The 23,029-nt window shown below is 56.7% G+C and carries 22 protein-coding genes; 13 read left to right on the forward strand and 9 right to left on the reverse strand.

Annotated elements, in window-relative coordinates; translation table 11 throughout:
* Positions 1-4: 4 nt before the first annotated feature.
* Entirely contained in the window at positions 5-931 is a 927-nt protein-coding gene (locus tag D9N13_RS02100) for an AAA family ATPase (RefSeq protein ID WP_290585264.1), read from the reverse strand.
* A 130-nt stretch (positions 932-1,061) separates the two neighbouring features.
* On the reverse strand, positions 1,062-1,691 hold the full coding sequence (locus D9N13_RS02105) for an OmpA family protein (protein WP_290585266.1): 630 nt from the start codon (positions 1,689-1,691) through the stop codon (positions 1,062-1,064).
* Between the two features lie 212 nt (positions 1,692-1,903).
* Between D9N13_RS02105 and D9N13_RS02110 the strand changes: the two genes are divergently transcribed.
* Positions 1,904-2,233 carry a DUF4156 domain-containing protein gene (locus tag D9N13_RS02110; RefSeq protein WP_290585268.1) on the forward strand — a complete coding sequence of 110 codons (330 nt, stop codon included), beginning with the start codon at positions 1,904-1,906 and terminating at the stop codon, positions 2,231-2,233.
* 5 nt (positions 2,234-2,238) lie between these two features.
* On the opposite strand, the gene D9N13_RS02115 is transcribed toward D9N13_RS02110, so the two are convergent.
* Positions 2,239-2,997, reverse strand: a complete 759-nt coding sequence (locus D9N13_RS02115) for a lysophospholipid acyltransferase family protein (protein WP_290585270.1) — start codon at positions 2,995-2,997, stop codon at positions 2,239-2,241.
* Positions 2,998-3,244: 247 nt separating this feature from the next.
* On the opposite strand from D9N13_RS02115, the gene D9N13_RS02120 reads away from it, so the two are divergent.
* The 8 genes from D9N13_RS02120 (at position 3,245) to D9N13_RS02155 (ending at position 11,331) form a co-directional block, all read left to right on the forward strand.
* The gene (locus D9N13_RS02120) at positions 3,245-5,686 is read left to right on the forward strand and encodes a hybrid sensor histidine kinase/response regulator (protein WP_290585272.1); all 2,442 of its coding nucleotides are present in this window, start codon (positions 3,245-3,247) and stop codon (positions 5,684-5,686) included.
* Between the two features lie 75 nt (positions 5,687-5,761).
* Positions 5,762-6,550: a DUF3450 domain-containing protein gene (locus tag D9N13_RS02125; protein ID WP_290585274.1), complete on the forward strand. Its 789-nt coding sequence runs from the start codon at positions 5,762-5,764 to the stop codon at positions 6,548-6,550.
* A complete protein-coding gene (locus D9N13_RS02130) occupies positions 6,540-7,931 on the forward strand; it encodes a MotA/TolQ/ExbB proton channel family protein (protein ID WP_290585276.1) in 1,392 nt (463 codons plus the stop codon). The genes D9N13_RS02125 and D9N13_RS02130 overlap by 11 nt, the downstream gene beginning before the upstream one ends.
* Positions 7,918-8,475 carry a MotA/TolQ/ExbB proton channel family protein gene (locus D9N13_RS02135; protein WP_290585279.1) on the forward strand — a complete coding sequence of 186 codons (558 nt, stop codon included), beginning with the start codon at positions 7,918-7,920 and terminating at the stop codon, positions 8,473-8,475. Before D9N13_RS02130 ends, D9N13_RS02135 begins: the two co-directional genes overlap by 14 nt.
* A complete protein-coding gene (locus tag D9N13_RS02140; protein WP_290585281.1) occupies positions 8,468-8,872 on the forward strand; it encodes an ExbD/TolR family protein in 405 nt (134 codons plus the stop codon). Before D9N13_RS02135 ends, D9N13_RS02140 begins: the two co-directional genes overlap by 8 nt.
* Positions 8,869-9,552, forward strand: a complete 684-nt coding sequence (locus D9N13_RS02145; protein ID WP_290585283.1) for a TonB family protein — start codon at positions 8,869-8,871, stop codon at positions 9,550-9,552. Before D9N13_RS02140 ends, D9N13_RS02145 begins: the two co-directional genes overlap by 4 nt.
* A gap of 2 nt (positions 9,553-9,554) precedes the next feature.
* Positions 9,555-10,793: a tetratricopeptide repeat protein gene (locus D9N13_RS02150; RefSeq protein WP_290585285.1), complete on the forward strand. Its 1,239-nt coding sequence runs from the start codon at positions 9,555-9,557 to the stop codon at positions 10,791-10,793.
* A gap of 40 nt (positions 10,794-10,833) precedes the next feature.
* A complete protein-coding gene (locus tag D9N13_RS02155; protein WP_290585287.1) occupies positions 10,834-11,331 on the forward strand; it encodes an NUDIX hydrolase in 498 nt (165 codons plus the stop codon).
* A gap of 100 nt (positions 11,332-11,431) precedes the next feature.
* Here D9N13_RS02155 and D9N13_RS02160 read toward each other — a convergent pair whose 3' ends face one another.
* From D9N13_RS02160 to D9N13_RS02180, 5 genes are all read right to left on the reverse strand, one after another.
* Positions 11,432-12,739, reverse strand: a complete 1,308-nt coding sequence (locus tag D9N13_RS02160; RefSeq protein WP_290585289.1) for a glycerophosphodiester phosphodiesterase family protein — start codon at positions 12,737-12,739, stop codon at positions 11,432-11,434.
* A gap of 192 nt (positions 12,740-12,931) precedes the next feature.
* Positions 12,932-13,462 (reverse strand): DUF962 domain-containing protein, encoded by a 531-nt coding sequence (locus D9N13_RS02165; protein WP_290585291.1) that lies wholly within the window; start codon positions 13,460-13,462, stop codon positions 12,932-12,934.
* A gap of 77 nt (positions 13,463-13,539) precedes the next feature.
* A complete protein-coding gene (locus tag D9N13_RS02170) occupies positions 13,540-14,259 on the reverse strand; it encodes a Crp/Fnr family transcriptional regulator (protein ID WP_290585293.1) in 720 nt (239 codons plus the stop codon).
* 60 nt (positions 14,260-14,319) lie between these two features.
* Positions 14,320-18,153 carry a response regulator gene (locus D9N13_RS02175; protein ID WP_290585296.1) on the reverse strand — a complete coding sequence of 1,278 codons (3,834 nt, stop codon included), beginning with the start codon at positions 18,151-18,153 and terminating at the stop codon, positions 14,320-14,322.
* A gap of 198 nt (positions 18,154-18,351) precedes the next feature.
* Positions 18,352-19,326, reverse strand: coding sequence for an oxygenase MpaB family protein (locus D9N13_RS02180; protein WP_290585298.1), 975 nt, complete (start codon positions 19,324-19,326; stop codon positions 18,352-18,354).
* 171 nt (positions 19,327-19,497) lie between these two features.
* On the opposite strand from D9N13_RS02180, the gene D9N13_RS02185 reads away from it, so the two are divergent.
* The 4 genes from D9N13_RS02185 (at position 19,498) to D9N13_RS02200 (ending at position 22,657) form a co-directional block, all read left to right on the forward strand.
* The gene (locus D9N13_RS02185; protein WP_290585300.1) at positions 19,498-20,496 is read left to right on the forward strand and encodes an amidoligase family protein; all 999 of its coding nucleotides are present in this window, start codon (positions 19,498-19,500) and stop codon (positions 20,494-20,496) included.
* Positions 20,493-21,269 carry a gamma-glutamyl-gamma-aminobutyrate hydrolase family protein gene (locus tag D9N13_RS02190; RefSeq protein ID WP_290585302.1) on the forward strand — a complete coding sequence of 259 codons (777 nt, stop codon included), beginning with the start codon at positions 20,493-20,495 and terminating at the stop codon, positions 21,267-21,269. Before D9N13_RS02185 ends, D9N13_RS02190 begins: the two co-directional genes overlap by 4 nt.
* Positions 21,266-21,706 (forward strand): YqaA family protein, encoded by a 441-nt coding sequence (locus D9N13_RS02195; RefSeq protein ID WP_290585304.1) that lies wholly within the window; start codon positions 21,266-21,268, stop codon positions 21,704-21,706. Before D9N13_RS02190 ends, D9N13_RS02195 begins: the two co-directional genes overlap by 4 nt.
* 96 nt (positions 21,707-21,802) lie before the next feature.
* Positions 21,803-22,657 carry a metal-dependent hydrolase gene (locus tag D9N13_RS02200; RefSeq protein WP_290585306.1) on the forward strand — a complete coding sequence of 285 codons (855 nt, stop codon included), beginning with the start codon at positions 21,803-21,805 and terminating at the stop codon, positions 22,655-22,657.
* Here the strand turns inward: D9N13_RS02200 and D9N13_RS02205 are convergent.
* Positions 22,623-23,003, reverse strand: coding sequence for an inner membrane CreD family protein (locus tag D9N13_RS02205; RefSeq protein ID WP_290585308.1), 381 nt, complete (start codon positions 23,001-23,003; stop codon positions 22,623-22,625). The genes D9N13_RS02200 and D9N13_RS02205 overlap by 35 nt on opposite strands.
* Between the last annotated feature and the right edge of the window lie 26 nt (positions 23,004-23,029).

Below are 23,029 nucleotides of genomic sequence, written 5' to 3' on the forward strand. Positions count from 1 at the left end.
GTCTCTAGCGTTTAAACAGTTTGTTGAACAGGGTTCGCATGTCGTCTTTGACGTTATTGATGTCATCCTCATGTTTCAACAAGACATTCAATGTGGTTTCCACCATCTCCGGGGTCAGCGCCTCGGCGTGCAGCAACAGTAGGGTACGGGCCCAATCGATGGTTTCACTGATGGCGGGTTGCTTTTTCAGATCCAGTTTACGGATTTCCTGTACGAATCCCACCAGCTGTGCCCGCAGTTTTTCGTTGATGCCGGGCACCCGGGTCTGAATGATATCCCGTTCCAGGGCGCTGTCGGGAAAGGGGATAAACAGGTGCAGGCAGCGCCGCTTGAGGGCGTCACTCAGCTCCCGGGTATTGTTGCTGGTGAGGAATACGATGGGATGGCGGCGGGCTTTGATGGTGCCTATTTCCGGAATGGAAATCTGGTAATCCGACAACATTTCCAACAGGAAGGATTCGAATTCATTGTCCGCTTTGTCAATCTCGTCGATCAGCAACACCGTGCCCCGTTGCGCCTGCAGTGCCTGCAATAGCGGGCGCGGTTCCAGAAACTGCTCCGAGTAAAAAATATCGCCGAATTCATGCAGGCGATCGATGGATTCGGCCAGGCCGTGGGCGCCCTTCAGCAGATCACCCAGTTTGTCTTTTAATACCTGGGTATACAGCAGTTGCTTGCCGTATTTCCACTCGTACAGCGCCTTGGCCTCGTCCAGGCCCTCATAGCATTGCAAGCGAATCAGCTCGTAATTCAGGAACTGGGCGGTGGCTTTGGCCAGTTCGGTTTTGCCCACGCCGGGGGGGCCTTCCACCAACACCGGTTTTTCCAATTGATAGGCCAGGAACATGGTCATGGCGATGCTGTCGTTACAGATATAACCGGACTGGGCAAAACCGGATTTGATCTGTTCGACACTGAATTGAGTGCTCATAGATGTCTGTCGTGGTGCCAGGTAGTTGATTAAAGGTAAACCTGCACCTTAGCACAGAATGCAACAGGCCCGCTCAGCAAAACGTGCCGGCGGGCCTGTTCGCGGTGGGGGATGGGCAGTGCCCCGCTGTTTATTCGCTTTGGTAGTTGACCAGATACTCATCCTCGTAAATCAGTTCCACGCGGCGGTTGTCCCGGTGGTGGGTGGCGGCCGGAGCCGGTGCTTCCGCACCCCAGCTGCGCACCAGAATCTGCTCCTTGCCGACCCCTTCGTCGGTGAGCAGCCGGGCTACGTAATCTGCCCGCTGTTGCGCCAGATAGCGATTGTATTCGGCATCCCCCTGGGGGTCCGCGTGGCCGTTGATGCTGATTTTCATCTCCGGATGGGCTGCCAGAAATTGCCCGTGTTGGCGCAGCAGGGATTCGGCATCCGTGTCCAGATCCTTTTGGTCAAAGCCAAACAGAAACAGCGTTTTAGCCGGCCTGCTGTCGGTATCGGCGGCAGCCATGGCATGGTCGCCATCCACCGCCTCCATCCCGGGTGCCTGTTCAGGCTCAAGCTGGGGATCTGTGGCCAGGGTATCCGGTAGCGCCTGCAGACTGATGCTGCTGGTGCTGATAGCGGTGGGCTCGGGTTCCTGGCTGGGGGTATAGGCGGTATCGGGTTTCGTCTGCTGAGAAGTGCAGGCGGTGGCCAGCAGAGATGACGATACCACCAGGGCGAGGGCGGTGATTTTGAAGTTGCTGATGAGGTTGTGCATAGTGTGCTCCTGAAGTGCTGTGTTGGTTGTATTTGCTTACAGGAGTGATTAAACACGGCAAAGGGGGCGCTTGCGGAGCAAAAATAGGGTCTACTGGTGAGCAATTATGGTCAAAAATGGCAATGCCTTGCCTGGCCCCCTGTTTCGGTTTGGGTGGCGCTGTTTTACCATTGGCGCTTGATGTGAAACAACCTGTAAACAATGGGAGTGATATGAAAACGATTAAATCGATAGCGGTGGTCGCGCTGGGTACAGCGTTGTTGAGTGCCTGCAGCTGGGTGGATCTGAATCCGGCAGCAGAAGATATTCTGGTTCTGAAGCCGTTTCAGACCAAACAATGTGAGCAGGTGCGTCGTACCACCAGTCAGGTACTGGATAAAATCTGGTTTGTGAACCGCAATCAGGAAAAAATGGCCGAAGAGCTGGCTACCCTGGCCCGCAACACGGCAGCTGAACTGGGCGGCAATGCCGTGGTGCCGGATTCCGAGATAGAGGAAGGCAAACAGACGTTTATTATATTGAACTGCCCGCATTTGCGTTGATTGGATCAGGGACTTTCCAGGTGGGAAGCGATGCGGTCCCGGGCGAGGCAGGACAGCTCCTGCTCGTCCGCATCCGCTGATGGGATGGGCGCGTGGATGATCAGTTCAACGTTGCCCGGCACCAGATTCAGGGAGCGCGCGGGCAGAACTTTTCCTGATCCGTTAATGGTGATGGGCAGCACCGGTAGCCCCAACTCTTTTGCCAGCTTGAAAGCCCCCCGTTTGAACGGCAGCATTTGGACACCCTCGGTGCGGGTGCCCTCCGGGAAAAAGAAGATGGAGGTACCCTCGCGGATTTCTGCTTTTACCTGTTCGATGGAAGCGCGGGCCTTGTCGCTGTCGGAACGGTCCACAAACACATGGCCCAGCTTCTCGCAGGCAATACCCAGGGCGGGTACCTTGCGCAGTTCCTGCTTCATAACCCAGCGAAAATCGATTCCCAGCCAGCCGTAAACCGCCAGAATATCAAAATGGCTGCGATGATTGGCCACGATCACGTAAGATTGGTGTGGGTCTACATGCTGGCGGCCACTGACTTTTACCCGGGACAGCGACGACAGCGCGTTGATCCGTGCCCAGAGTACCGGCAGCATGCGGGCAAACCGATTTAGGCCAAGGGCCATCAGTACCACCACCAGCGCGCCGATCAGATTCGTGCTGAAGATGAGAATCGGCAGAAATATCATGAGCTTATAGGGTTGGTAGAGGAGTAAGCCCAGCTGCTTCTCCAAACCGGTAACCGCATTGTTTGAGGACGTATGCAAAAGACTACCTGACTTTTTAGCAAGAATTCACAGTCATAAAATTGTAATGGAAAAAGCATCCAGGCCAAGATCTAGAGTATTTCTGATTGTTTCATCACCACAGTGCGGTTCAGGTTTTTACATCCGTTGGCAATAAAAAAGCGCAATTGCCGTCATGCCGTCAGTCTCGGCTAGACTTAAAACAATTGAAAAGTAACTTCATTGATGTGTTGAAATCATGGCCCAGATCCGGAACTGTCGGTGGTGCTTGTCGCTGAGAATCCTTGCCGGCTTGTTGCTGATGAGCTGTGCCGTTGTGGTGCAGGCGGATACGCCTGTTGTTGATATCGGGCATAAGGATTTTTCCCAGCGCCTGGTGCAGCAGGTGGGTTTCATAGAAGACCCATCGACCCGGTGGACGATTCAGGATGTATTGCTGCAGCCGGTGTCGGCCTATTCCTATACGAACCGGGATACTCTGCAATTCGGCTACAGTGAATCGGCCTACTGGCTGCGTATCGCCATCCGCAATGCGTTGCCACACTCCACCACACTGACCCTGCAGGTTAGGTATCCGCTGCTGGATTTCGTGGACTTTTATCATCTGGACCAAAACAACCAGGTTGTACACCGCAAGGCAGGTGATCATCGGCCGCTGCAGGAGCGGGAATATCCCGTTAAGGATTACCTGCATCGGCTGGAGCTGGCTGCAGGCCAGCAACAGACAGTGTATGTGCGGGTACAGTCTACCAGCTCCTTGTCCCTGCCGGTTTATCTGTCCACGGAAACCGGGCTGGTGGCGCTCAATACCAGCACCGAGTGGCTGGACGGTGGCTATTACGGAATCGCGTTCGCCATGATGATGTATAACCTGCTGTTGATGCTGGTGGTACGGGAGCGTATTTATCTGGAATACGTGATTTGTGTTGTTCTGCAAATCGGCTTTATTGCGTCGCTCAATGGCTATGCCGGTATCCTGTTTCCTGAAAACCTGTTTCTTGCGGACAAGGGAATTTACTTTTGTTCCACCGCCATGGCGGTGGCCTTTATCCAGTTTACCCGCAGTTTTCTGCAGACCCGGGCTGAACTGCCCAGGCTGGATCGGTTCTATCGATACTACATGTGGGTGCCCGCTGTGGCTCTGCTGGTTGAAATGCTGGTTTCGCCCACCGTGGCCGCCAAGATTAATGTGTCCTTGGTGATGTTCACCGTGCTGTTGCTGTTTCCCGTTGCGCTATACCGTTATCTGACCGGTTACCAGGCGGCGTCCTATTTTGTGTTCGGGCAGGGGATGTTTTTATCCTCGGTGATTTTTACGTCGTTGTCTTCCTTGAATCTGGTGCCGTTCTATTTTCTGGCTCCGCTGGCCATTAAAGTGGGTTCGGCGGCGGAACTGATGCTGTTTTCCATGAGCCTGGCAGGGCGCATCAATGAGCTGAAACGCCGTCACTTTGAAATGTTGCGGGAGCAGGAAGTGGCTCAGGCGGAAACCAAGGTCAGTGAACGTCACCTGCAGGAAATGAGTCAGGTTAACCGGCAATTGGAGCAGGCCATTCAGGTTCGCTCCAAATTCCTGGCCAACATGAGTCACGAAATTCGCACACCCATGAACGGTATTCTGGGTATGCTGGAGCTGATCGATAAGCCGGGGCTGGATGCGGTACAGCGGCATTATGTGGACATTGCCCGCCGCTCCGGCAGAACCCTGCTGGACCTGATCAACGATGTGTTGGACCTTTCCAAAATCGAGTCGGGCAAACTGGAACTGGAGAAGAAACCATTCAGTTTACGGGAGTTGACCGAGGATCTGTGCAGCCTCTACAGCCAACAGGTGAAAAATAAACACCTGACCATCAAGGTGGTGGTGGATGCGGCCGTACCGGATTATGTCATCGGCGACCGGACCCGGTTATGGCAGGTGCTGACCAATTTGATCAGCAATGCCATCAAGTTCACTCAGCGTGGCGGTGTGGTGCTGCGCCTGGACTCAGTGTACGCGGATGGGCAGCGCATTCGGTTTTCGGTATTGGATACGGGTATTGGTATTGCAGCGGACCAGCAGGAGGCGGTGTTCGACAGCTTTCAGCAAGCCGATGGTACCACCACCCGGGAATACGGTGGCACCGGCTTGGGTTTGAGCATCAGCCGTAAATTGGTACGGTTGATGGACGGTGAGCTGGCGCTAACGTCAACACCAGGGCAGGGCAGTGAATTCTGTTTCAGCCTTCCCTGTGAGACGGCCAGTCCTGAACAGATAGCGGAGCTGGAAGATCACGACGGTGATCCCATAAAGGTGGATCTGTCATCCTATCGGGTGCTGGTGGTTGAAGATAACGAAGTCAATCAAAAAGTGGCTGGCGGGATCCTGAGGAAGCTCGGTGTTCAAACGGTTGATGTGGTGGACAATGGACTGGAAGCCTTGAATTTTCTGCGCGAGCAGACAGTGGACATTGTGTTTATGGATGTGCAGATGCCGGTGATGGATGGGTATGATGCAACCCGGCAGCTTCGGAAAATAGATGCCTTGGCGCAGCTGCCGGTGGTTGCCATGACAGCAAATGCCATGGATGGGGACCGTGATGAATGCATGGCGGCCGGTATGAACGACTACGTGTCCAAGCCAATCAAATTGGATCAGGTGCGCCAGGCCCTGGTACGAAATCTGGTTCCTGCGGTCAATGTGGAGGTTGATTCGGCCGCCAACAGTTAGTGATTTCCATTCCCTGTATCGTTGCACTAAAGTTTACACAGTATAACTCAGCCAGGTATTGCCGATGGGGTGGTAATGAGAATCAGGTTTTTTTTATCGGTATTCTGCACGGTGCTGGTGGCCGGTGAGGCTCCAGCGCAAAGTCTGGAGCACAGTCTCGATGAGGCCCGTGCCATCAATCAGCAGGCCGTCAAATCTCAGCAAACAATCAATAAGGTGGCAGACAGCACCCGGCAGATGCTGGAGGAATACCGGCAACTGGCGCTGGACAGCGATTATTTTCAGGTGCAGAAGCAACACCTGACTCAGGCATTGCAGCAGCAGGAAGCACGCAGGTCGGTGTTGCTCCATCAACTGGAAACCAGGCAAATCACCGAGCAGCGGCTGCTGCCGTTGTTGGCCAGCATGGTGCAGGCATTGGAACAGTTTATTGTGCTGGACCTGCCGTTTCATCACCAGCAACGCATTGACTCGGTATTGATGCTCCGGGAGCGGGTGCAGGATGTCAGCTTGTCGTTGGCGGATCGATTCCAATTGGTGATGGAAGCGTTCCAGATTGAATTGGAATACGGCAATACTCTGGAAGCCTACCGGGATCAGATCCAGTGGCAGGGGCAATCACTGAGTGTGGCGTGTTTGCGGGTAGGGCGCACGGCGCTCTATTTCCTTACCCCTGATGCAGCCACCGTGGGCTATTGGGATGCCGCCAGCCGCCAATGGGCTCCCTTGCCGGACCGCTTCGCCCGCGTGATTGGTGACGGGATACGGGTGGCCCGTGGCCAGGTTGCGCCCAGGTTGCTGCCGTTACCGATGGCGGCAGTCGAGTTGAGCGGGCAGCGCGGGGAGGCCGGTGATGGGCAATAGATTGCTGACGCTGTTGTCCTCACTGTTGCTGTCCGCCGCTGTGGCACTGATGCATTGTTCTGCTGTGGCCGCGGTTGAAGAGGCAGAAGCCCGATCGTTGGCCGAATTACTGCAACGCTTGCAACAGGAGCGGACGCAACAGCAGGCCGAGCTGCGCGCCAGGGAACAACGCTTTCTTGAGGAACAGGCGCAGCAGAAAGCGCGCCTGGATCGGGCCCGGGCTGAAAAACGGCAGCAGATGAAAACCCTGCAACCACTGCAGGATGAGCTGGCGGATCTGACCGCCGAGGTGCAGCAACTTGAATCCCGGTTACAGGAGCAAGGACAGGATCTGCGTGCTCTGCAGGGCGCTTTTGTCCGTATCGCCGGTGAGGTGCATGCCAGTCTGCAGCAATCCCTGGTTGTCCCGCAGCGACCGGAGCGCGAAGCCGAGCTGCAGCGCCTGTCAGCCCTGGACGCTCTTCCGCAAATCGAAGATCTGGAATCCCTGTGGCTGCTGCTGCAGGAGGAAATGACGCTGGCCGCCGCAGTGAGCCAGTACCAAGGCGTGTATACGGATGTGAGCGGTCAGGTGCGCTCCGGGAGCTTGGTGAGGGTGGGGGCATTCACCACCTTTACCGCGGCTGGGTTCCTGCAGTTCATCCCGGAAAACGCCGAGCTGCTGTTGCCGGCCACGCAACCGGCCAGCCGGTATCAGAGTACGATTGAGGATTTTTACCGGCACCCGTCAACCCTCACCACCTTAGTGGTTGATCCAACCCGGGGTGCCCTGATCAGGCAACTGGGGGCCAGCGTGTCGTTACGTGATCGCATCGAACAGGCCGGCCTGATTGGCATCATCATATTGGTGTTGGGGGGGCTGGGTGTGTTGTTGTCGCTGTGGCGCATCAGCTATCTGCTGTGGGTTTCGGTTAAAGTCAATTCGCAGTTGCAACATCTGCAGGCGCCGGTGGAGGATAACCCGCTGGGGCGCGTTTTGATTAAAGCCCGTCAGTTTCGCGTCGAGCGGGATGAAAACTATCAATTCAAACTGGATGAATCCGTACTGGCGGAGTTGCCTGCGCTGGAGCGTGGGCAGAACTTTATCAAGCTGCTGGCGGCCACTGCGCCCTTGCTGGGATTGCTGGGTACGGTAACCGGTATGATTCTGACGTTCCAATCCATCAGCTTGTTTGGCAATGGTGATCCCAAGTTGATGGCAGGCGGAATCTCCCAGGCGTTGATGACAACGGTGTTGGGCTTGGTGGTGGCCATTCCCCTGTTGTTCTCCCACAGTTTTGTGGTGTCGTTGTCACGTAACCTCGTGCAGCGCCTGGATCAGCAAAGTGCCGGTTTGCTGGCCCGGCAACTGGAAGGTGAGGTGGCGCATGCTGGTGAATGATTACCTGCAGCGGTTACAGTTTTTTGCCGATCAGGGCGGCCCGGTGATCTGGTTGTTGCTGATGGTGTCCTGCCTGATGTGGACCCTGATCTTCGAGCGCCTGTGGTTCTATCGTTTCACTCTGCGGGTGTCCGCCCGCACATTGCGCCGGGCCTGGTTGCAGCGGCCGGATCGTCAATCCTGGAAGGCGCATTGCGTACGCCGGGGCCTGATCGCTGAGTTGTCTCTTAAGTTGTATTCGCCGTTGCCCATTATCAAAGTGCTGGTGTTGTTGTGCCCGCTGTTGGGATTGCTGGGTACGGTCACCGGTATGGTGGCGGTGTTTGATGTTATTGCCCTGCATGGTGCCGGTGATGCTCAGGGTGTGGCACGGGGTGTGTTCAGGGCGACTCTGCCCACCATGGCGGGCCTGGTGATTGCCATCAGCGGTTTGTATATGTCGGCGCAACTGCAACGGCTGGCGGGCAGAGCACTGGATCGTTTTGCTGATTCGCTGCAGATCGGCACAGTTGTACGCGAGGGAGGTGCTGAGCGCCGTGCGTAGACACCAAAGGCCGGATCAGGAAACAGAACTGGATCTGACACCGATGCTGGATGTGGTGTTCATCATGTTGATTTTCTTTATTGTGACCACCTCCTTTGTGAAAGAAGCTGGCATTACGGTGAATACACCGGAAGCTGAAACCGCACAGCGCCAGGAGAGCGCCAATATACTGATCGGCATTGAGGAGTCCGGTTCCATCTGGATTGACGGCCGCCCGATTGACGTCCGGGCGTTGAAAGCCACCGTTGCCCGTCTGCATGCGGAAAACCCTCAAGGAACCGTGGTGGTGCAGTCGGATGAAAAAGCCGATACCGGTGTTTTGGTGAAAGTGATGGACCAGGTTCGGTTGGCCGGCATCGATAAAATCGCCGTGGCGTCGAGAGTCGCGCCGCCATGATGTTGCGCTGTGTGGGCAGTGCGTTGGCGGGCCTGCTGATGTCGGTGCTGCTGTTTGTGTTCATGCTGCGACTGCTGGCAGACGAGGCCGTACCGACCCAAATCGATCAGGCGGTCACGCGTATGGAATTTGTCGAGCTGCCGCCTCCGGAACCTGAGCAGGAGCAGACCCAGGCCGAGGCGGCAGCGGCAGCAGAGCCCGCCTCCACCAGCAACCTGATGCCCGTCATGGCGCTGACGCCGGTCAGTCAACCGTTGCCATCGCCGCCGCTTGCGGCGCAGCCGGATTGGCAGGCCCTTACACCCGATGTGCCTGCTCCCTCATCCAGTGGACCTGTGCCGGTAAGCGCCGCTGGATTTGATGCCGGTAAAAAAGGCAAAGGGTATATTGAGGTGGTGCCGCTGGCGACGCGACGGCCGAACATTCCAGAGCGGGCCTGGCATCACAAGATCGATGGCTGGGTATTGGTGGCGTTTACCCTGAAGGCGGATGGCCGCACCGCCAATGTGCGGGTGCTGGATGCCCAACCCGGGGGGGTGTTCGAGCAATCGGTGATAAGTGCCGTGGAAGACTGGCTTTATGACATGGGTAACCTGAAGCAGCAGGGGGACATCGTTCTGACACAAAAGATTGAACTGTTCTGGCGCGACTATCCTGATAACAGCCCTTACCTGGATTAATCATGGCGAGGATGGGATACGGAAAAGTACTGATCATAGTTGTTTTGCTGGCCCTGTCCGGCACCGCCGGCGCGCAACAGTATCGCAGCAAGCTGTTGTTGAATCCGGGCCGGGCGCTGAGCGAATCGGCCGCCGCCTCCATCGACGAGCTGGAAGCACGCTTTGCGGATATCGAACAGGATTATGCCAGGGCCAGTGCCGGTTCCCAGTTGGCCCGGCACCATGTTCAGCAGGGAAACTATGAAAAAGCCATCGCCTACTACCAGTCCGCCCTGTCCGCGCAGGGCCTTGCACCCATCGTGCAGGCGGACTTGCGGCGCGAACTGGCGGAGGTTTATCTGCATACCCGGCAACCGGCCCAGGCTCTCGAAGCCCTGCAGGCGTTGGGGAGCTGGGAAACGTTTTCAGATCCCGATGTATTGCTTACCTATGGCCGTGCCCAGTCCATGTTGGGCAATTACCTGGCAGTGGCCGATTGCCTGGATCGTCTGTTGCAGTTGGCATCACCAGAGCAACAGGGGTTGTACCAACGGATGGTGGTGCTGGCCTATGGCATCCAGGATTACCAACGCAGTGCCGCAATTCTGGAGGGGTTGCTGGAACACTACCCCGGCCAGGCAGATTATTGGTTTCAATTGGTGTCGGTACTGTTGAAGTTGGGGCAGCACCTGTCGGCACTGGATTATCTGCTGATGGCGCAATGGCAGGGTATTACCTTTAGCCAACAGAATATTCTGTTGTTGGCGGGACTGCACGCCACCCAGGGTAATCCCTATGCCGGCGCCAAGGTTTTGGAGCAGGCATTGGATACGGGGGTGGTGGCGGAGAGTGGTGACCATTACCGGCTATTATTTGAATATTGGTTGCAGGCACGAGAACGGGAGCGGGCGCTGGCTGCCTTGGCCAGGGCCGCCAGGTTGTCCGGGGATGCGGAACTGTTTCTGTACTGGGCACAACAATTGATGGAGCAAGCCCGCTGGGGTGAGATGAATGGGGTGATTCGAGAACTGTGCCAGGCGGGCATAGGGCCGCGCTATGTGGGGCGGGCAAATCTTATGTTGGGTATCAGTGAGTACGGCCTTGGTAAAAAGGCCGCGGCCTACCGGGCGTTTGCCAACGCAACCTTGTCCGGCGGTGTGAATACCCAGGCGGGCCACTGGCTGACGAAACTGGAGTCAGAAGGTGTTCAGGGGCGTGTGGCTGCCTCGGTTTCTGGACCTTGTCAGGCGGCTGCCCCATAATGAGCGCACTTTTTATGACGTGTGCTGTTTCAGGGATTGAATGAACCGCAAATATTGCCTTGCCTTTTTACTGTCAATTGTCACGCCGCTGTTGATCGCCTGTCAGCGCACCGGTCATGAGTGCCGCCCGGCAGCGAATGATGAGGTGGTGGGTAACGCCGGTTGCCTGATCCTGCAACAGGATAAGCTGCTCATGGTGCAGCAGCGCAGCAATGGCCATTGGGCGCTGCCCGGTGGGACCGCGGCAGCGGGGGAAACGGCATCCTGTACCGCGGAGCGGGAAACGCTGGAGGAAACCGGGCTGGACGTTACGGCGCAATTCAGGATTCTGACCCTGGACAACGGATTTCATCTTTATCGCTGCTACGTCAACGGTGACAGCCCCGTGGGCCCCATAGACACAATGGAAATTGTGCGCTGGGACTGGCTTGATATAAAGCAGCGTAAGCAGCTGCCCTGGCGCTTTGAAGAGCAGCGGGGGCTAATTGATGGCCTGGTTCGGGAACAGCAGCAGCGGGATCTGCGCTCAGTCGAATGACACGTTCAGTGAAATAAAGTGGTCAGTGAAATATAACCTTTGATGGGGTGGTGCCGAACACCAGGGGTTGCTGGCGTGTTCGGCACCACCGGTGATTGGATTACAGCCCCATACAATTGGCGTAGTAAGTGGTGGTTGCCGGCCAGTCACTGAACACACCAATGACGCCAACATCCTGGGCCAATACATGCAAAACCCGCAGGGTATCACCATCGTTGTTGATGGCATCGCGAATGGACTGATGGTACCAGCCGCCACCGCCGCTCAGCGGGCCATCCCGTTCCAGAGTCCAGGTAATGATGTCCAGGCCGGCCGCTCTGGCGTTGATGGCGTATTCCGAGGGTATTAAGTTGCCGTTGTTGTCCAGTGTCAACAGCGCCCACATGGGCGGGGCTACAATATTAACACCCTGGTTTTTCAAGGCTTCCATGGAGGCCAGAGTGGGGGAAAAATCATTGGACTCATACATGCGGGCATCAAGAAACACCGCCTGCCTGCCAAACGCCGGATTCTGTTCAATCCAGAATTTTACATCGTCAAGGTCGAAGGATTGAGGCCAGACCTGGTGCGGCGCGATGCCGGCTGCCTTGTACTCATCGATCATCTGCTGTGCGTAATCTTGTTGACTGTAGTCGCCCTCAAAAGGCATTTCCACACTGGGGGATTTCAGCTCCGGAGTAAATTTGGCGCCCAGTTCCTTGATTAATTCGATGCTCTGGGCGTGGGTCAGCAAGGTACCGCAGGTGGCGTACAGGTCGGTGCGCCAGTCGGCCGTGCCCTGCATATATTCCTGCGCGGTGGTGGCAGCCGGGTTGAAGGCATCCATCTTGCCGCACAGGCTTTTGAATTCCGCCAGGGTGATATCACTGGTGCAACAACTGGCCTGCGCCGGCGTACCCGACAACGGATCTGCGGGGGTAAAGGGCACGCTGCATTTGGCCGCCAGTTCGGGAATGTCCAGAATGTTGGTAGTGGTGTGCAGGTCACATTGTGAATGTCGGCATACCAGCTGTTTGTCTTTGGTGAAAGTTACATCGCATTCAATGATACCGGCTCCCTGGGTGGCGGCAGCCTGGTAGGATTCCCTGGTGTGTTCGGGGAACTGTAATGCGGCGCCGCGGTGCCCGATGGAAAAGTCGGTTTTGAAAAACGGACCTTTCTCGCATTGCTTGAGGGCCTGCTTCAGGGCACTGTCATCCAGCTCCTCCAGCAGATAAAACGGCCGCGGACCAAGTTGCACGGCACCGCCTTTGATGTAGTTGAACAGCCAGTGAGGCTTGCCCTGTTGGGCAGGGTGTTTGTGGTGGGCGGCGCGGCCGGTTTCTTTGCCTGTGCCATTGCCGGCAAAGGCTGCCCCGCTTAACAGCGCAGACAGGATCAACCCCACTGCTATCAGTTGCTTTTTCATAGGTCTATTCTCCGAAAAAATTCTGTTCCAAGCAAAATTAAGGATTCAAACGGAGTCTTGAGCCTAGGTGGGTTATGTTGCGTGGGTATGCTGATCTGGTGACAAGGCAGTGACAGGTGCAGGTCAGTCTGGTGAATTAATTCGTTGGAGGGCACACCCGGCGCTGTGGCCGAGCGTGTTTGCAGGTGGCTGTCAGTTTGGTCGGGCGTTGGCGGCCTGCTTGATGACGGCAGGGCCGGCGACCGCTTCCACGGCTTCCTGCACCTCTTTGCGCAGGCCCAGCAGAAAGGCGACTTCAGCGGCGACAAACAGTGGGCCGATGGCCAGACCCACCACATCATCCAGAAAGGCCGGTTTACGGCGCTCATAGATGTGGCCCACAAACTGAATGATCCAGCCCACCACAAACAGCCCGAGCCCCGCGCTGAGCCAAAGTGCAGTGGACTGTGCAGCCAGGGCCTGGCCGATCCACAGGCTTATTGCCAGAGCAACCGCCATGGTAAGGCCAAAGCGCAGATCCAGTTTCAAATAGAATACCGAGGCGGCGCTGGCCACCAGCAGGGCGGGGGTCAGGCTGAGGCCCAGTAGATGCCATTCCGGGCGTGACAGCAGGGTCGCCACCGCCACCGCAATCAGGGGGATTCCGATAAAGTGGGTGAGGATATTGCGTTTGTCACGATGGTATTCGGCGTATTGGATCAGCTGTTCGTTGAGGGTTTTCATGCCGGGTTCCTTGTCTGTTTGTTATGGTCAGTTGCCACTCATGTGGTCAGCCTAACCAATGGGTTACCGCAAGTCTGTCAGCTGCCTGACATTGGTGGCAGATTTCCCAGCTGTTGCAGGGCGTCCAGATCCAGAACTTCAATGCCGCCATACACCAGGCGGATCAGGCCGCGGGTTTCCAGATCCTTGAGTATCTGATTGGTGGTCTGGCGTGAGATGGACAGCATGCGCCCCAGTTGCTCCTGCTGCAGGCGGATGGTTTGCGGATGGTTTGCGGTGCGGGCACCGTAGCCTTCCGCCATCAATGCCAGCCGGCGAACCAGTCTTTTGGGGGCGGGCAACAGGGCAAAATCCTCGATGGCGTAAAACGTCAGGCGCAGTTTCTGGGTCAACAACTGGCCAAAGGCACGCCAGTATCGGGGCTGTTCCGCCAGCAGTGCATCCAGTGCTGGCTGGGGTACATGCAATAACAGGCAATCGGTCTCGGCAATGGCATCGTGGGTGCGGGCTTCGCCATCAAACAGCGAGATTTCTCCAATCCAGTTGGGTGGATCGATAAACGTCAGGATGGCCTCCTTGCCGTCTTCACCCAGCATGCCGATGCGCAAAGCACCTTCAATGACGGCATACAGGCCACAGGGAGCGTCGCCACGCAAGAACAACGTATTGCCCCGGGACAGGGTCTTGACTTTGCCGGCAGCAATCAGGGCGTCTTGTAACGGTGTGGCAATGGCACTGAACCAACGGCCTTGCTGCAGGGTGTGCGTCACTTTTTGAATCTGGGGGATGTCCTGCATTACCTGGGCTTATGTTTGTTGTTTGTTCGAGGGTAACGCAGTGGTGGTGTAAAGCCAATATCAGGTTGAATGTGTGTTCAGCCAATCCCGGAAGCGCTCCAGCACCGCCTTGGCGGCTGCATGCAAGCTGGTTTTCAGGGCTTCTATTTCTTGGATGTTCTGGTTCTTTGCGGCCAGTTCCATGGCGGCGGATATCTGTTCCAGCTGGGCTGCTTTCATTTGCCCGGCGCTGCCTTTGATGGTGTGCGCCAGATAGCGTATTTTGGCAAAATTGTGCTGGTGTATGGTGTCATCAAGGGTGTGTAGATGTTGCGGAATATGATCGCAGAAGGATTCCAGCAACAGGCGCAGGCGATCCTGCCGCTGTTTGACCATGGTCAGGGCTTCGCTTTCATTCCACACGCCTGCGCCTGTGCTGTACCCGGAAGGAGGTTGATCGTTGGGTTCCGTATCGGCTTGCTGTGGCGCCCTGCCCAGCACCCACTGTTGTAGCTTTTCCACCAGGCGCTCGGTGGAAATGGGTTTGCTCAGGTAATCGTCCATACCGGCCTGCAGGCACTTTTCCCGATCCCCTTTCATGGCATTGGCGGTCATGGCAATGATGGGAATCTTGCGATAGTGTTCGCCTGCCAAACCCTGGCGGATGCGCCGGGTGGTTTCATAGCCGTCCAGTTCCGGCATCTGGCAGTCCATCAGAATCAGCGTATAAGGTTCCTGTGCCGGTGAGGATAAGAGGGATTCCATGGCCTCCAGGCCGTTGCCGGCGATATCGGCATTCAAGCCATAGTCGGCCAGGATCTGTTTGGCCACTTCGATATTGACGTTGTTGTCCTCCACCAGAAGAATGCGGGTGGCCTGCGGCCAGTGCAGGGTGTCGCCTGGTGTCAGTTCGTGGCGCAGTGATTTCAAGACATGGCGAGTGATCAGCGGCGCGTCGGCATCCTGCGTGGATATCACCGACAGGGTGGTGAGCAGATCTTCCGTGGTAACCGGTTTGGGGAAGTAGGCGCTGAACCCCAGCTCCCCGAAGTAACGGGCATCCCCACGGTGGGCCATGCTGGTCATCATGACCAGTTTGATGTCCTTTAGCTGATGATCCGCCTTTAACCGTTGTGCCAGTTGTGCACCACTCATGCCGGGCATGCTCATGTCCAGGATGGCAATATCGAACGGGGGGCGGCGCTGCGGCTCTCTGGCCATTTGCTCTTCGCAACGCTGCAATGCTGCCTGGCCGCTGCCGGCTTCGCACACGCTGATGCCCCAGTGGGTCAATTGGCCATGGAGCACCTCGAGGTTGGTGCTGTTGTCGTCTACCACCAGAATCCTCAGGCTGCGGGTATCAATCTCCGGCAATACCGGGCGGGCCATCTGACTGGGTTCCAGGCGCAGATGAAAGGTGAAGCAACTGCCTTGCCCCGGTGCGCTTTCAACCTGGATATCACCGCCCATTGTTTGGGCCAGTTGTTTGCAAATGGCCAGCCCCAGGCCGGTACCGCCGTATTGTCGGGTAGTGCTGGCATCCACTTGTGTGAATGGGGAGAAAAGCGTTGCCAGCTTGGCCTGGGGAATGCCTATGCCTGAGTCTATGATGCTGGCAGTAAACATCAGGCCGTTTTCGTTTGGGGACAGTGCACAGCGAATTAAAATTTCGCCTTGGAGGGTAAACTTGATCGCGTTGCCCACCAGGTTGGTGAAGATCTGGCGGATGCGACTGGGGTCGCCCCGCACCATGCTGGCGTCCACCCCGGTCAGATCCAGAATCAGCTCCAAGCCTTTTTCCTGCGCCTTCAGCGCCATTGCTTCGGAAACGTCACCCAACATGGCCCGTAAATCGAAATCCAGTAATTCGATGTCCAGTTTGCCGGCGTCCACCTTGGAGAAATCCAGGATATCGTTGATCAGCAAGAGCAGGGATTCCGCGCTACTCATGGCCAGGTTCAGGCGCCGCAACTGGTTGCTGTCCAGGTGGGTTTTTTGCAGCAGGTTGAGCATACCCAATACGCCGTTCATGGGGGTGCGGATTTCGTGGCTCATGGTGGCCAGAAACTCGCTCTTGGTGCGGGCCGCCTGTTCGGCGGCTTCTTTGGCCGCAACCAGATCCTGTTCGGCGCGGCGGCGTGCGGCCTGGTTACGGTAGCCGTCGATCAACTGGGCGATGGTGGTCATCAGCGGTTGCAGCCAGGTCACCATGCCCAGATCGTAACCTGCCTGCCGATTGGCCAGCCCCACCATCGCCAATCCTCGCCCTTTATGGATGATGGGAATACCGAGAAAGGCCTGCATGGGTGGATGATTATCCGGTAGCCCTGCGGCCCGCATATCGTTGCCGGGGCTGTTGGAGAGCACAGGCTGCAGCGAAGTCATGGCCTGACCGATCAGGAAGTCCGGGTTATGAAACTCCATGCCCTGAACGGCGAATTGTTCATAGAATGCCTGGCTCTCTTCATGCAGTTCATGGGGGTCCGGTTCGCTGATCATGGCCTGCACTTTAAGATAGGGTGCGCCGTCATCCCCATAAAGAATTTCACCGATAAAACCCTCCCGGCTTTGGGTCAGGGCCAGCACATTCTTCAGCAAGCTTTGCAGTGCCTCCAGGTAATTCTCATTGACGATGAAAGCGGATTGCGCCCGGCCAATGGCCCTGAGCAGGGACATCTGCCGTTCCAGTTGCTCGTGCGTCTGGGCCAGGCGCTGTTCATTCAATTTGCGTTCGGTGATGTCCTGCAGGGAGCCATACAGCCGAATGCAGTGACCGTTTTCAAATTCACCCTGACCGGTACTGGTCACCCATATTTCGCTGCCCTGGGCGGTGATGATCTTGGCTTCCAGCTTCCAGGGCTGTTGCTGGGTTCGGCACAGGGTAATGGCCTGCTCCATGGCCCGGCGGTGGGCGCCTTCCTCAAAAAAACGCACCGCATCGCCGGGCCCGGGCTGGAAATCCGGTGCCACCTCCTGAATTTCCTTGGTCACCGGCGACCAGTACAGGGTGCCAGCCTCCAGGTCCGCTTCCCAGGCACCGATACGGGCCTGCCGGCTCATCTGTTCCAGGGACGCTTTCTGCGCCTCGGAAAGTTCCACCAGGGTTTGTAATCGATGGTTGTTCAGGCGGTGGTGTTGGTAGAGCCGCACCAAGGTGCACAGACCGAAGATAAACAGGCCTCCGATGACCGCCATGGTGGTTCGCAATACCATGGCGTTGGGGGCATGGGGTGGCCATCCGCGCTTTGGAATCGCAGCAATTTGCCAGGCACCGGAGGGCAGGGTGACCTGTGACAGCACCGGATTCCGCTGGAACAGGTCGGGGTTTCCAAAAAACACCTCACCCTGTTCGCCTTTGCCATCCTTGCCCCGCAGGGCGATTTGGTAAGGCAGCGAAGGGTTGTGTAATCCCGCTTGCTGATAGAGTTGCTCGGCATCGATGACCGCGGAAATCAGGCCCCAGAATTCCTCCCGGCCATTGCGCTCAACGAACACCGGGATGCGACCGATGATGCCGCTACCACCCTGCACCAGCTGCAACGGCCCGGCAATGACCATATCATTGCTGGACTTGGCTTCCAGTGCCGCCCGCCGTTGCTCTTCATTCCGGGCCAGGTTGAGCCCGATGGCGCCTTCGTTGCCGGCGAGCGGGTACATCAGGCGGATGATCATGTCGGGAGCGCCACCAATGTTTTTCAGCTGATGCTGGCTGTCCAGCAGGTGTCGCGCGATGTCCGAGAAGCGCTGCTGATTCAGGTCGGGCTCCAGTCGAATGGCCGCCACCAGGCCCTGTACTGTTTGTAGATTGGAACTTAGGCTACCTTCCAGGTTGGCACGTAACAGGCTGATATCACTCAGGATATCGTTGCGCAGTCGCCTGTCTGCAGTTTGGTTGTTGAGTTGGTCGACCAACACGCCGCCGGCCACGATGAGCAGTGTCAGAAAAGCAGGAATTAACCAGATGTAATAGCGTGCATAGTTGCTCAGGAAGGTCCACCTCTGTCCATGAAGGGTTTTTAGTATTTATAGTCCACCCGGCCCGGTTTGTCCTATGGCGCGGCGGCGGCAACGGGCCGTCAGTGGTGGGCGGTGCGGGCTATGCATACGCCTCGATTACTTGGCGCCGGGCGGCTTCAGCGCCACCAATTCGGGGCGGCCAAAAATCGCCCGGGTGAAAGCCCGGGTCAGCAGGGTGGACGGTAGGCCCCGTATGCGGCGGGTGGCCTCTACATAGGCGGGCCCATTGCGGATGATAGCCGGGGCAGCCGGCTCGGCAAGGCTCAGTACGGTGCGGCCGCTGGCGAACAGCAACCGCTCCTTGTTGCCATAGTGCAGGCCAAAATCCTCCCGCAGGCGGGGGGGCAGGGTGGCCGCGGTGGCTATTTTCAGCCAGGCCATGGCCGGTGCCAGGGTGAAATGCAGAGGCTGAAACAGAAACGCGGTCAACTCCCGGGTGGCCGGGGTGACAGCAAGCTGATCCGAATTCCACATGGTCTGGTTGTACTCCATGAAGGCATTCCAGTCCGGGGGCAGAATCTCGTCCGGAATCCCGAACATATAGGCAAACAACCGGGTTTCTTCGTAGAACTGATCTTTTTCCTGCTGGCTGAGGGGGCGACGGAACAGTTCGTACATCATCACCGTGGTATCCCACAGGGTGGCGTGTACCCAGAGCATGGCCTGTGCTTCGTTGGCCTGATAGGGCGTATCCCGGCCAAAAGCGCCGGCATCATAATCCATCCGGCCCTGAATCCGGCTATGAATGTTGTGTACCGCACGGGCGTATTTGGTGGCTTGTTCCAGATTGCCGTACACGATGGAGAGCACTGAGGTGAAAGTGCGTTTGGCGCGGCCCAAAGGGTCTGTGCGGGTGTTGGAGTGCTCGTCCACGCCGCGGGTTACCCAGGGATGGGCAATCTGCAGCAGCAGGGCACGGCCGGCGCCGTGGGCTCCGAACAGTGCATGGCGTGAGAGCCGCCACATCATGGAATCCGGCCCGAACAGGCCCACTTCGGGATCTTTGACCTGGGCGGCCGCCCGCGCCAGTTGAGCCTCGAACTGGTCACGGCTGATGATATGCTGTTCCATTACTGCAGGGCACACTATTGCTGAATGATTTATAAGCAAGTTTAGTCTGCTCATCAACATATTGAAATCATCGGCTGGCAAAATGCGACAAAGGTGTGGCCCCGGCTTTGAATCTGTACAATATTGATTAGGCAGACAATCTGCCGACCGTTACCCATCTGGGAGGCTTGTGTGACAAATACCAGCAGTTGGTTACCCGGGGCGACCCGGACCGAGCAGGATAAAGAGCGCCGGGTAGGTGTGGAGCTGGAGTTTGCCGGGCTGCAACCGGAGCAGATCATCCAGTGTGTGCAGGCGGAGCTGGGTGGCAAGGTGGAGCGCCACAGCAGTTTCGACTTCACCATTCACGACACCGCATTGGGTAAATTTGTGATTGAGCTGGATGCCACCTACGTTAAGGCGGTGGGTGCGCACCTGGAGGAATCGGCGGATCTGGAGGATGAATTCTCCATCGAGGCGGTGGCCACCGAATTGTTGACCAAGGCGGCGGAGCAGATTGTCCCCTGGGAGCTGGTCACACCACCGGTGCCGCTGTCGGAATTACACCGCGTGCAGGATTTATTCACCCGTTTACGGCAAGCGGGCGCCCTGGGTACCCGCAACAGTATTCGCTATGCCTTTGGCCTGCATTTGAATCCGGAGTTGCCGGGCACCGATGTCAGCACCATTCTGGCGTACCTGCGGGCGTATCTGTGTCTGTATGACTGGATCGCCGATCAGGATCAGATTGACCTGACCCGTAAACTGACCAATTACATTAAGCATTTCGGTAAAGACTATATTCAGAAGGTGATTGACTGGCAGTACCAGCCGGGCCGGTCACAGCTGATCGACGACTATATCGATTTCAATCCCACACGAAACCGCAGCATGGACATGTTGCCGTTATTCACGCACCTGGACGAGGCGCGGGTCCGCAACCGTCTGGATGATCCCCGCATCAAGGCGCGGCCCACATTGCATTATCGATTGCCTAACTGCGATATCGATAACCCCAAGTGGAATCTGGATCAGCCCTGGCGAAACTGGTTGCAGGTGGAACGTTTGGCGGCCGACCCAAAGCGCCTGCAGGCATTCTGTCACCGTTACCAGCAGTATCTGCAATCCTTTACCACACCGTTCGACACGGAATGGCTCAGGACATCGTCCCGCCTGGTTAAGGAGTCATGAGCATTTCACCACAACCGCCCATGCAGCCGTCGATGCAGCCATCCATGAAAACACCGGTGGAACATGTTCCCGTTGAATCGCCCTTGATCGCGGTAACCGGTGCTCATAAGCGCTTCCCCTTTGCCTGGTGGGCCACGCGCTTGATGCTGCGGCTGGCCGGATTACGGGCGCAATACGTCACTGCCCACACCGGCATGCCCCAGGTGCCGGTGCACGGAATCGTTATTGGCGGGGGTGATGATATTGAACCGGACCATTACGGTGGTGAATTGCATCCCCGGCGCCGTTACGATGTGGAACGGGACCGATTTGAAATTGCCATGATCGAACAGGCACTGGAAGCCAACCTGCCCATGCTGGGTATTTGTCGCGGGGCCCAGTTAATCAATGTGGTTGCCGGCGGCTCTCTGCAACAGGACATTCGCCCCTTGCGCCGGGTAACGTCCAACCGGCGCAGTCTGCGCCCGGTAAAATGGGTGGATCTGGAACCCGGCAGCCGACTGGCCACGGGGCTGGCGGTGGAGGCGGTTAAGGTCAACAGCCTCCATGAGCAGGCCATAGAACGTCTTGGCGATGGCTTGACGATTGTGGGCCGGGACCGGGATGGGTTTGTGCAGGCGATTGAGGGCCGCTATGGCTTTTTGCTGGGCGTGCAGTGGCACCCTGAATACCTGTTTTACCAGCGTCGCCAGCGAGCCCTGTTCAGACTGTTTGAGCAGGCTGTGCGCCGTAATGACAGCCATCTCGAATTACACGATCCGCAGTTGTCATGATGAGTTATGGCCTGCTGTTCGTGAGCGCCTTTCTGGCCGCCACGATACTCCCGTTTTATTCTGAAGTGGTGTTGGTCTCCCTGCTGCTGGAGGGTAAGCCGGCGCTGGCATTATGGTTCTATGCCACACTCGGCAATACCCTGGGGGCCTGGGTTAACTGGGTAATGGGGCGTTATCTACTGCACTTTCAACATCACCGCTGGTTTCCCTTCAAACCTGAAACCCTGCATAAATCCCAGGCCTGGTTTCAGCGCTACGGCAGCTGGACATTGCTGTTTGCCTGGCTACCGGTGGGAGGGGATGCATTAACCTTTATTGCCGGGGTGATGCGGGTGCGCTGGTGGGTGCTGCTGTTGTTATGCGGCATCGGTAAGGGCGCGCGCTACGCGGTGGTGATCTGGCTGACGGACGCCACGGGCACCCTGCTTGGCCACTGATGACAAGCATTCTGTCCTGCCCTGGCCTAATGGCTTTGTGGCACAGCTGGCATAATCCTGTAGATCGATAATAACAATGACGCAGAGGGAAACCCTATGACCGCGGCTGCGAAGAAGCTGGATACAACAGGCATCATGGAGGTGGGCATCAAGGTTCGGCGCATGGATTTTGAGTTTGGTGATGCCATACCGGATTATTGGTATGGCAACGATGCGCTGCTGACCCTGTTTCTGACTGCCCTGTCTGCCACCTTTCCTGAAGGAGAAAAGCAATTCATCCAGAGTGTGCGCAATTTTCAGGAGCAAATCACCGATCCGGAGTTGCGCAAGCAGATTCGAGCCTTTATTGGACAGGAAGCCCATCATTCCAAAGAACACGATGCCTTGAATGACTTGATGAAGCGTAAAGGTTTTTCTGTCTTGCGCATCGAAAAACGCATGACAAAAATGGCGCAATGGATGCGGGATAACTGGTCCCCGGAGCGGCAGCTGGCCAATACGGTCTGCGCTGAACACATCACCGCCATCATGGCCGATTTTTTCATGACCAAATCGCCGCAGGAATTGGAAAAACTGCACCCGCAGGTGAGAAAAATCTGGGCCTGGCATGTGATAGAAGAGACCGAGCACAAGGCGGTGGCCTTTGATGTATATCAGCGTACTGTTGATGATCAATGGCTGCGTCGCTCACAGATGGCCTTGCTTACGGCGTTGTTTGTGTTGGAAACCGCCACCAGTACGGTACAACTGCTGCGGGACACAGATCAGTTAACCAATTGGAAAATGTGGTTGAACGGCACCCGCTATTTTTGGGGCCGTAAAGGGATGGTCTGGAAACTGTTGCCGGAATATCTGGATTTTTATAAAAAAGATTTCCACCCCTGGCAGCATGATCGGTTGGCGGATCTGGAAACCATCAAGCAGAAATATCTGGAAATAGGGGAGCGCTAGCTCCCCTTTTTTTGGCATGCAGTCTCGGCCGTTTCAGGTCAGTCTTCGAAATTTTGGCAATCTCATACCAGTTCAGCTTGCGGGTGGATATCATCAGCGCTGCCAGCAGCGCAAACACCAGAAGTGTGCCCATCAGCTGAGCAAAATCCTCGGCCTGTAAAATGACAAACAGCAGACTGTAAAGGCACAGCAGGGCGCCGCTGAACACCCAAGCTGTGCTCATCCGGTGCAACACATGGCGTAGATAAAACTGCAACAACGAACAGCATGCCAGCGCAGAAATTCCATAGGCCCGCACCGGTGAATTCAGGGTGTGGCCAATTGGAGCGCAGGGTGATTTGGGCACGGTTTGCCATTGGGGTCAGGGAAAAC

Source organism: Ketobacter sp. GenoA1, assembly GCF_003671475.1.
Classification (GTDB): domain Bacteria; phylum Pseudomonadota; class Gammaproteobacteria; order Pseudomonadales; family Ketobacteraceae; genus Ketobacter.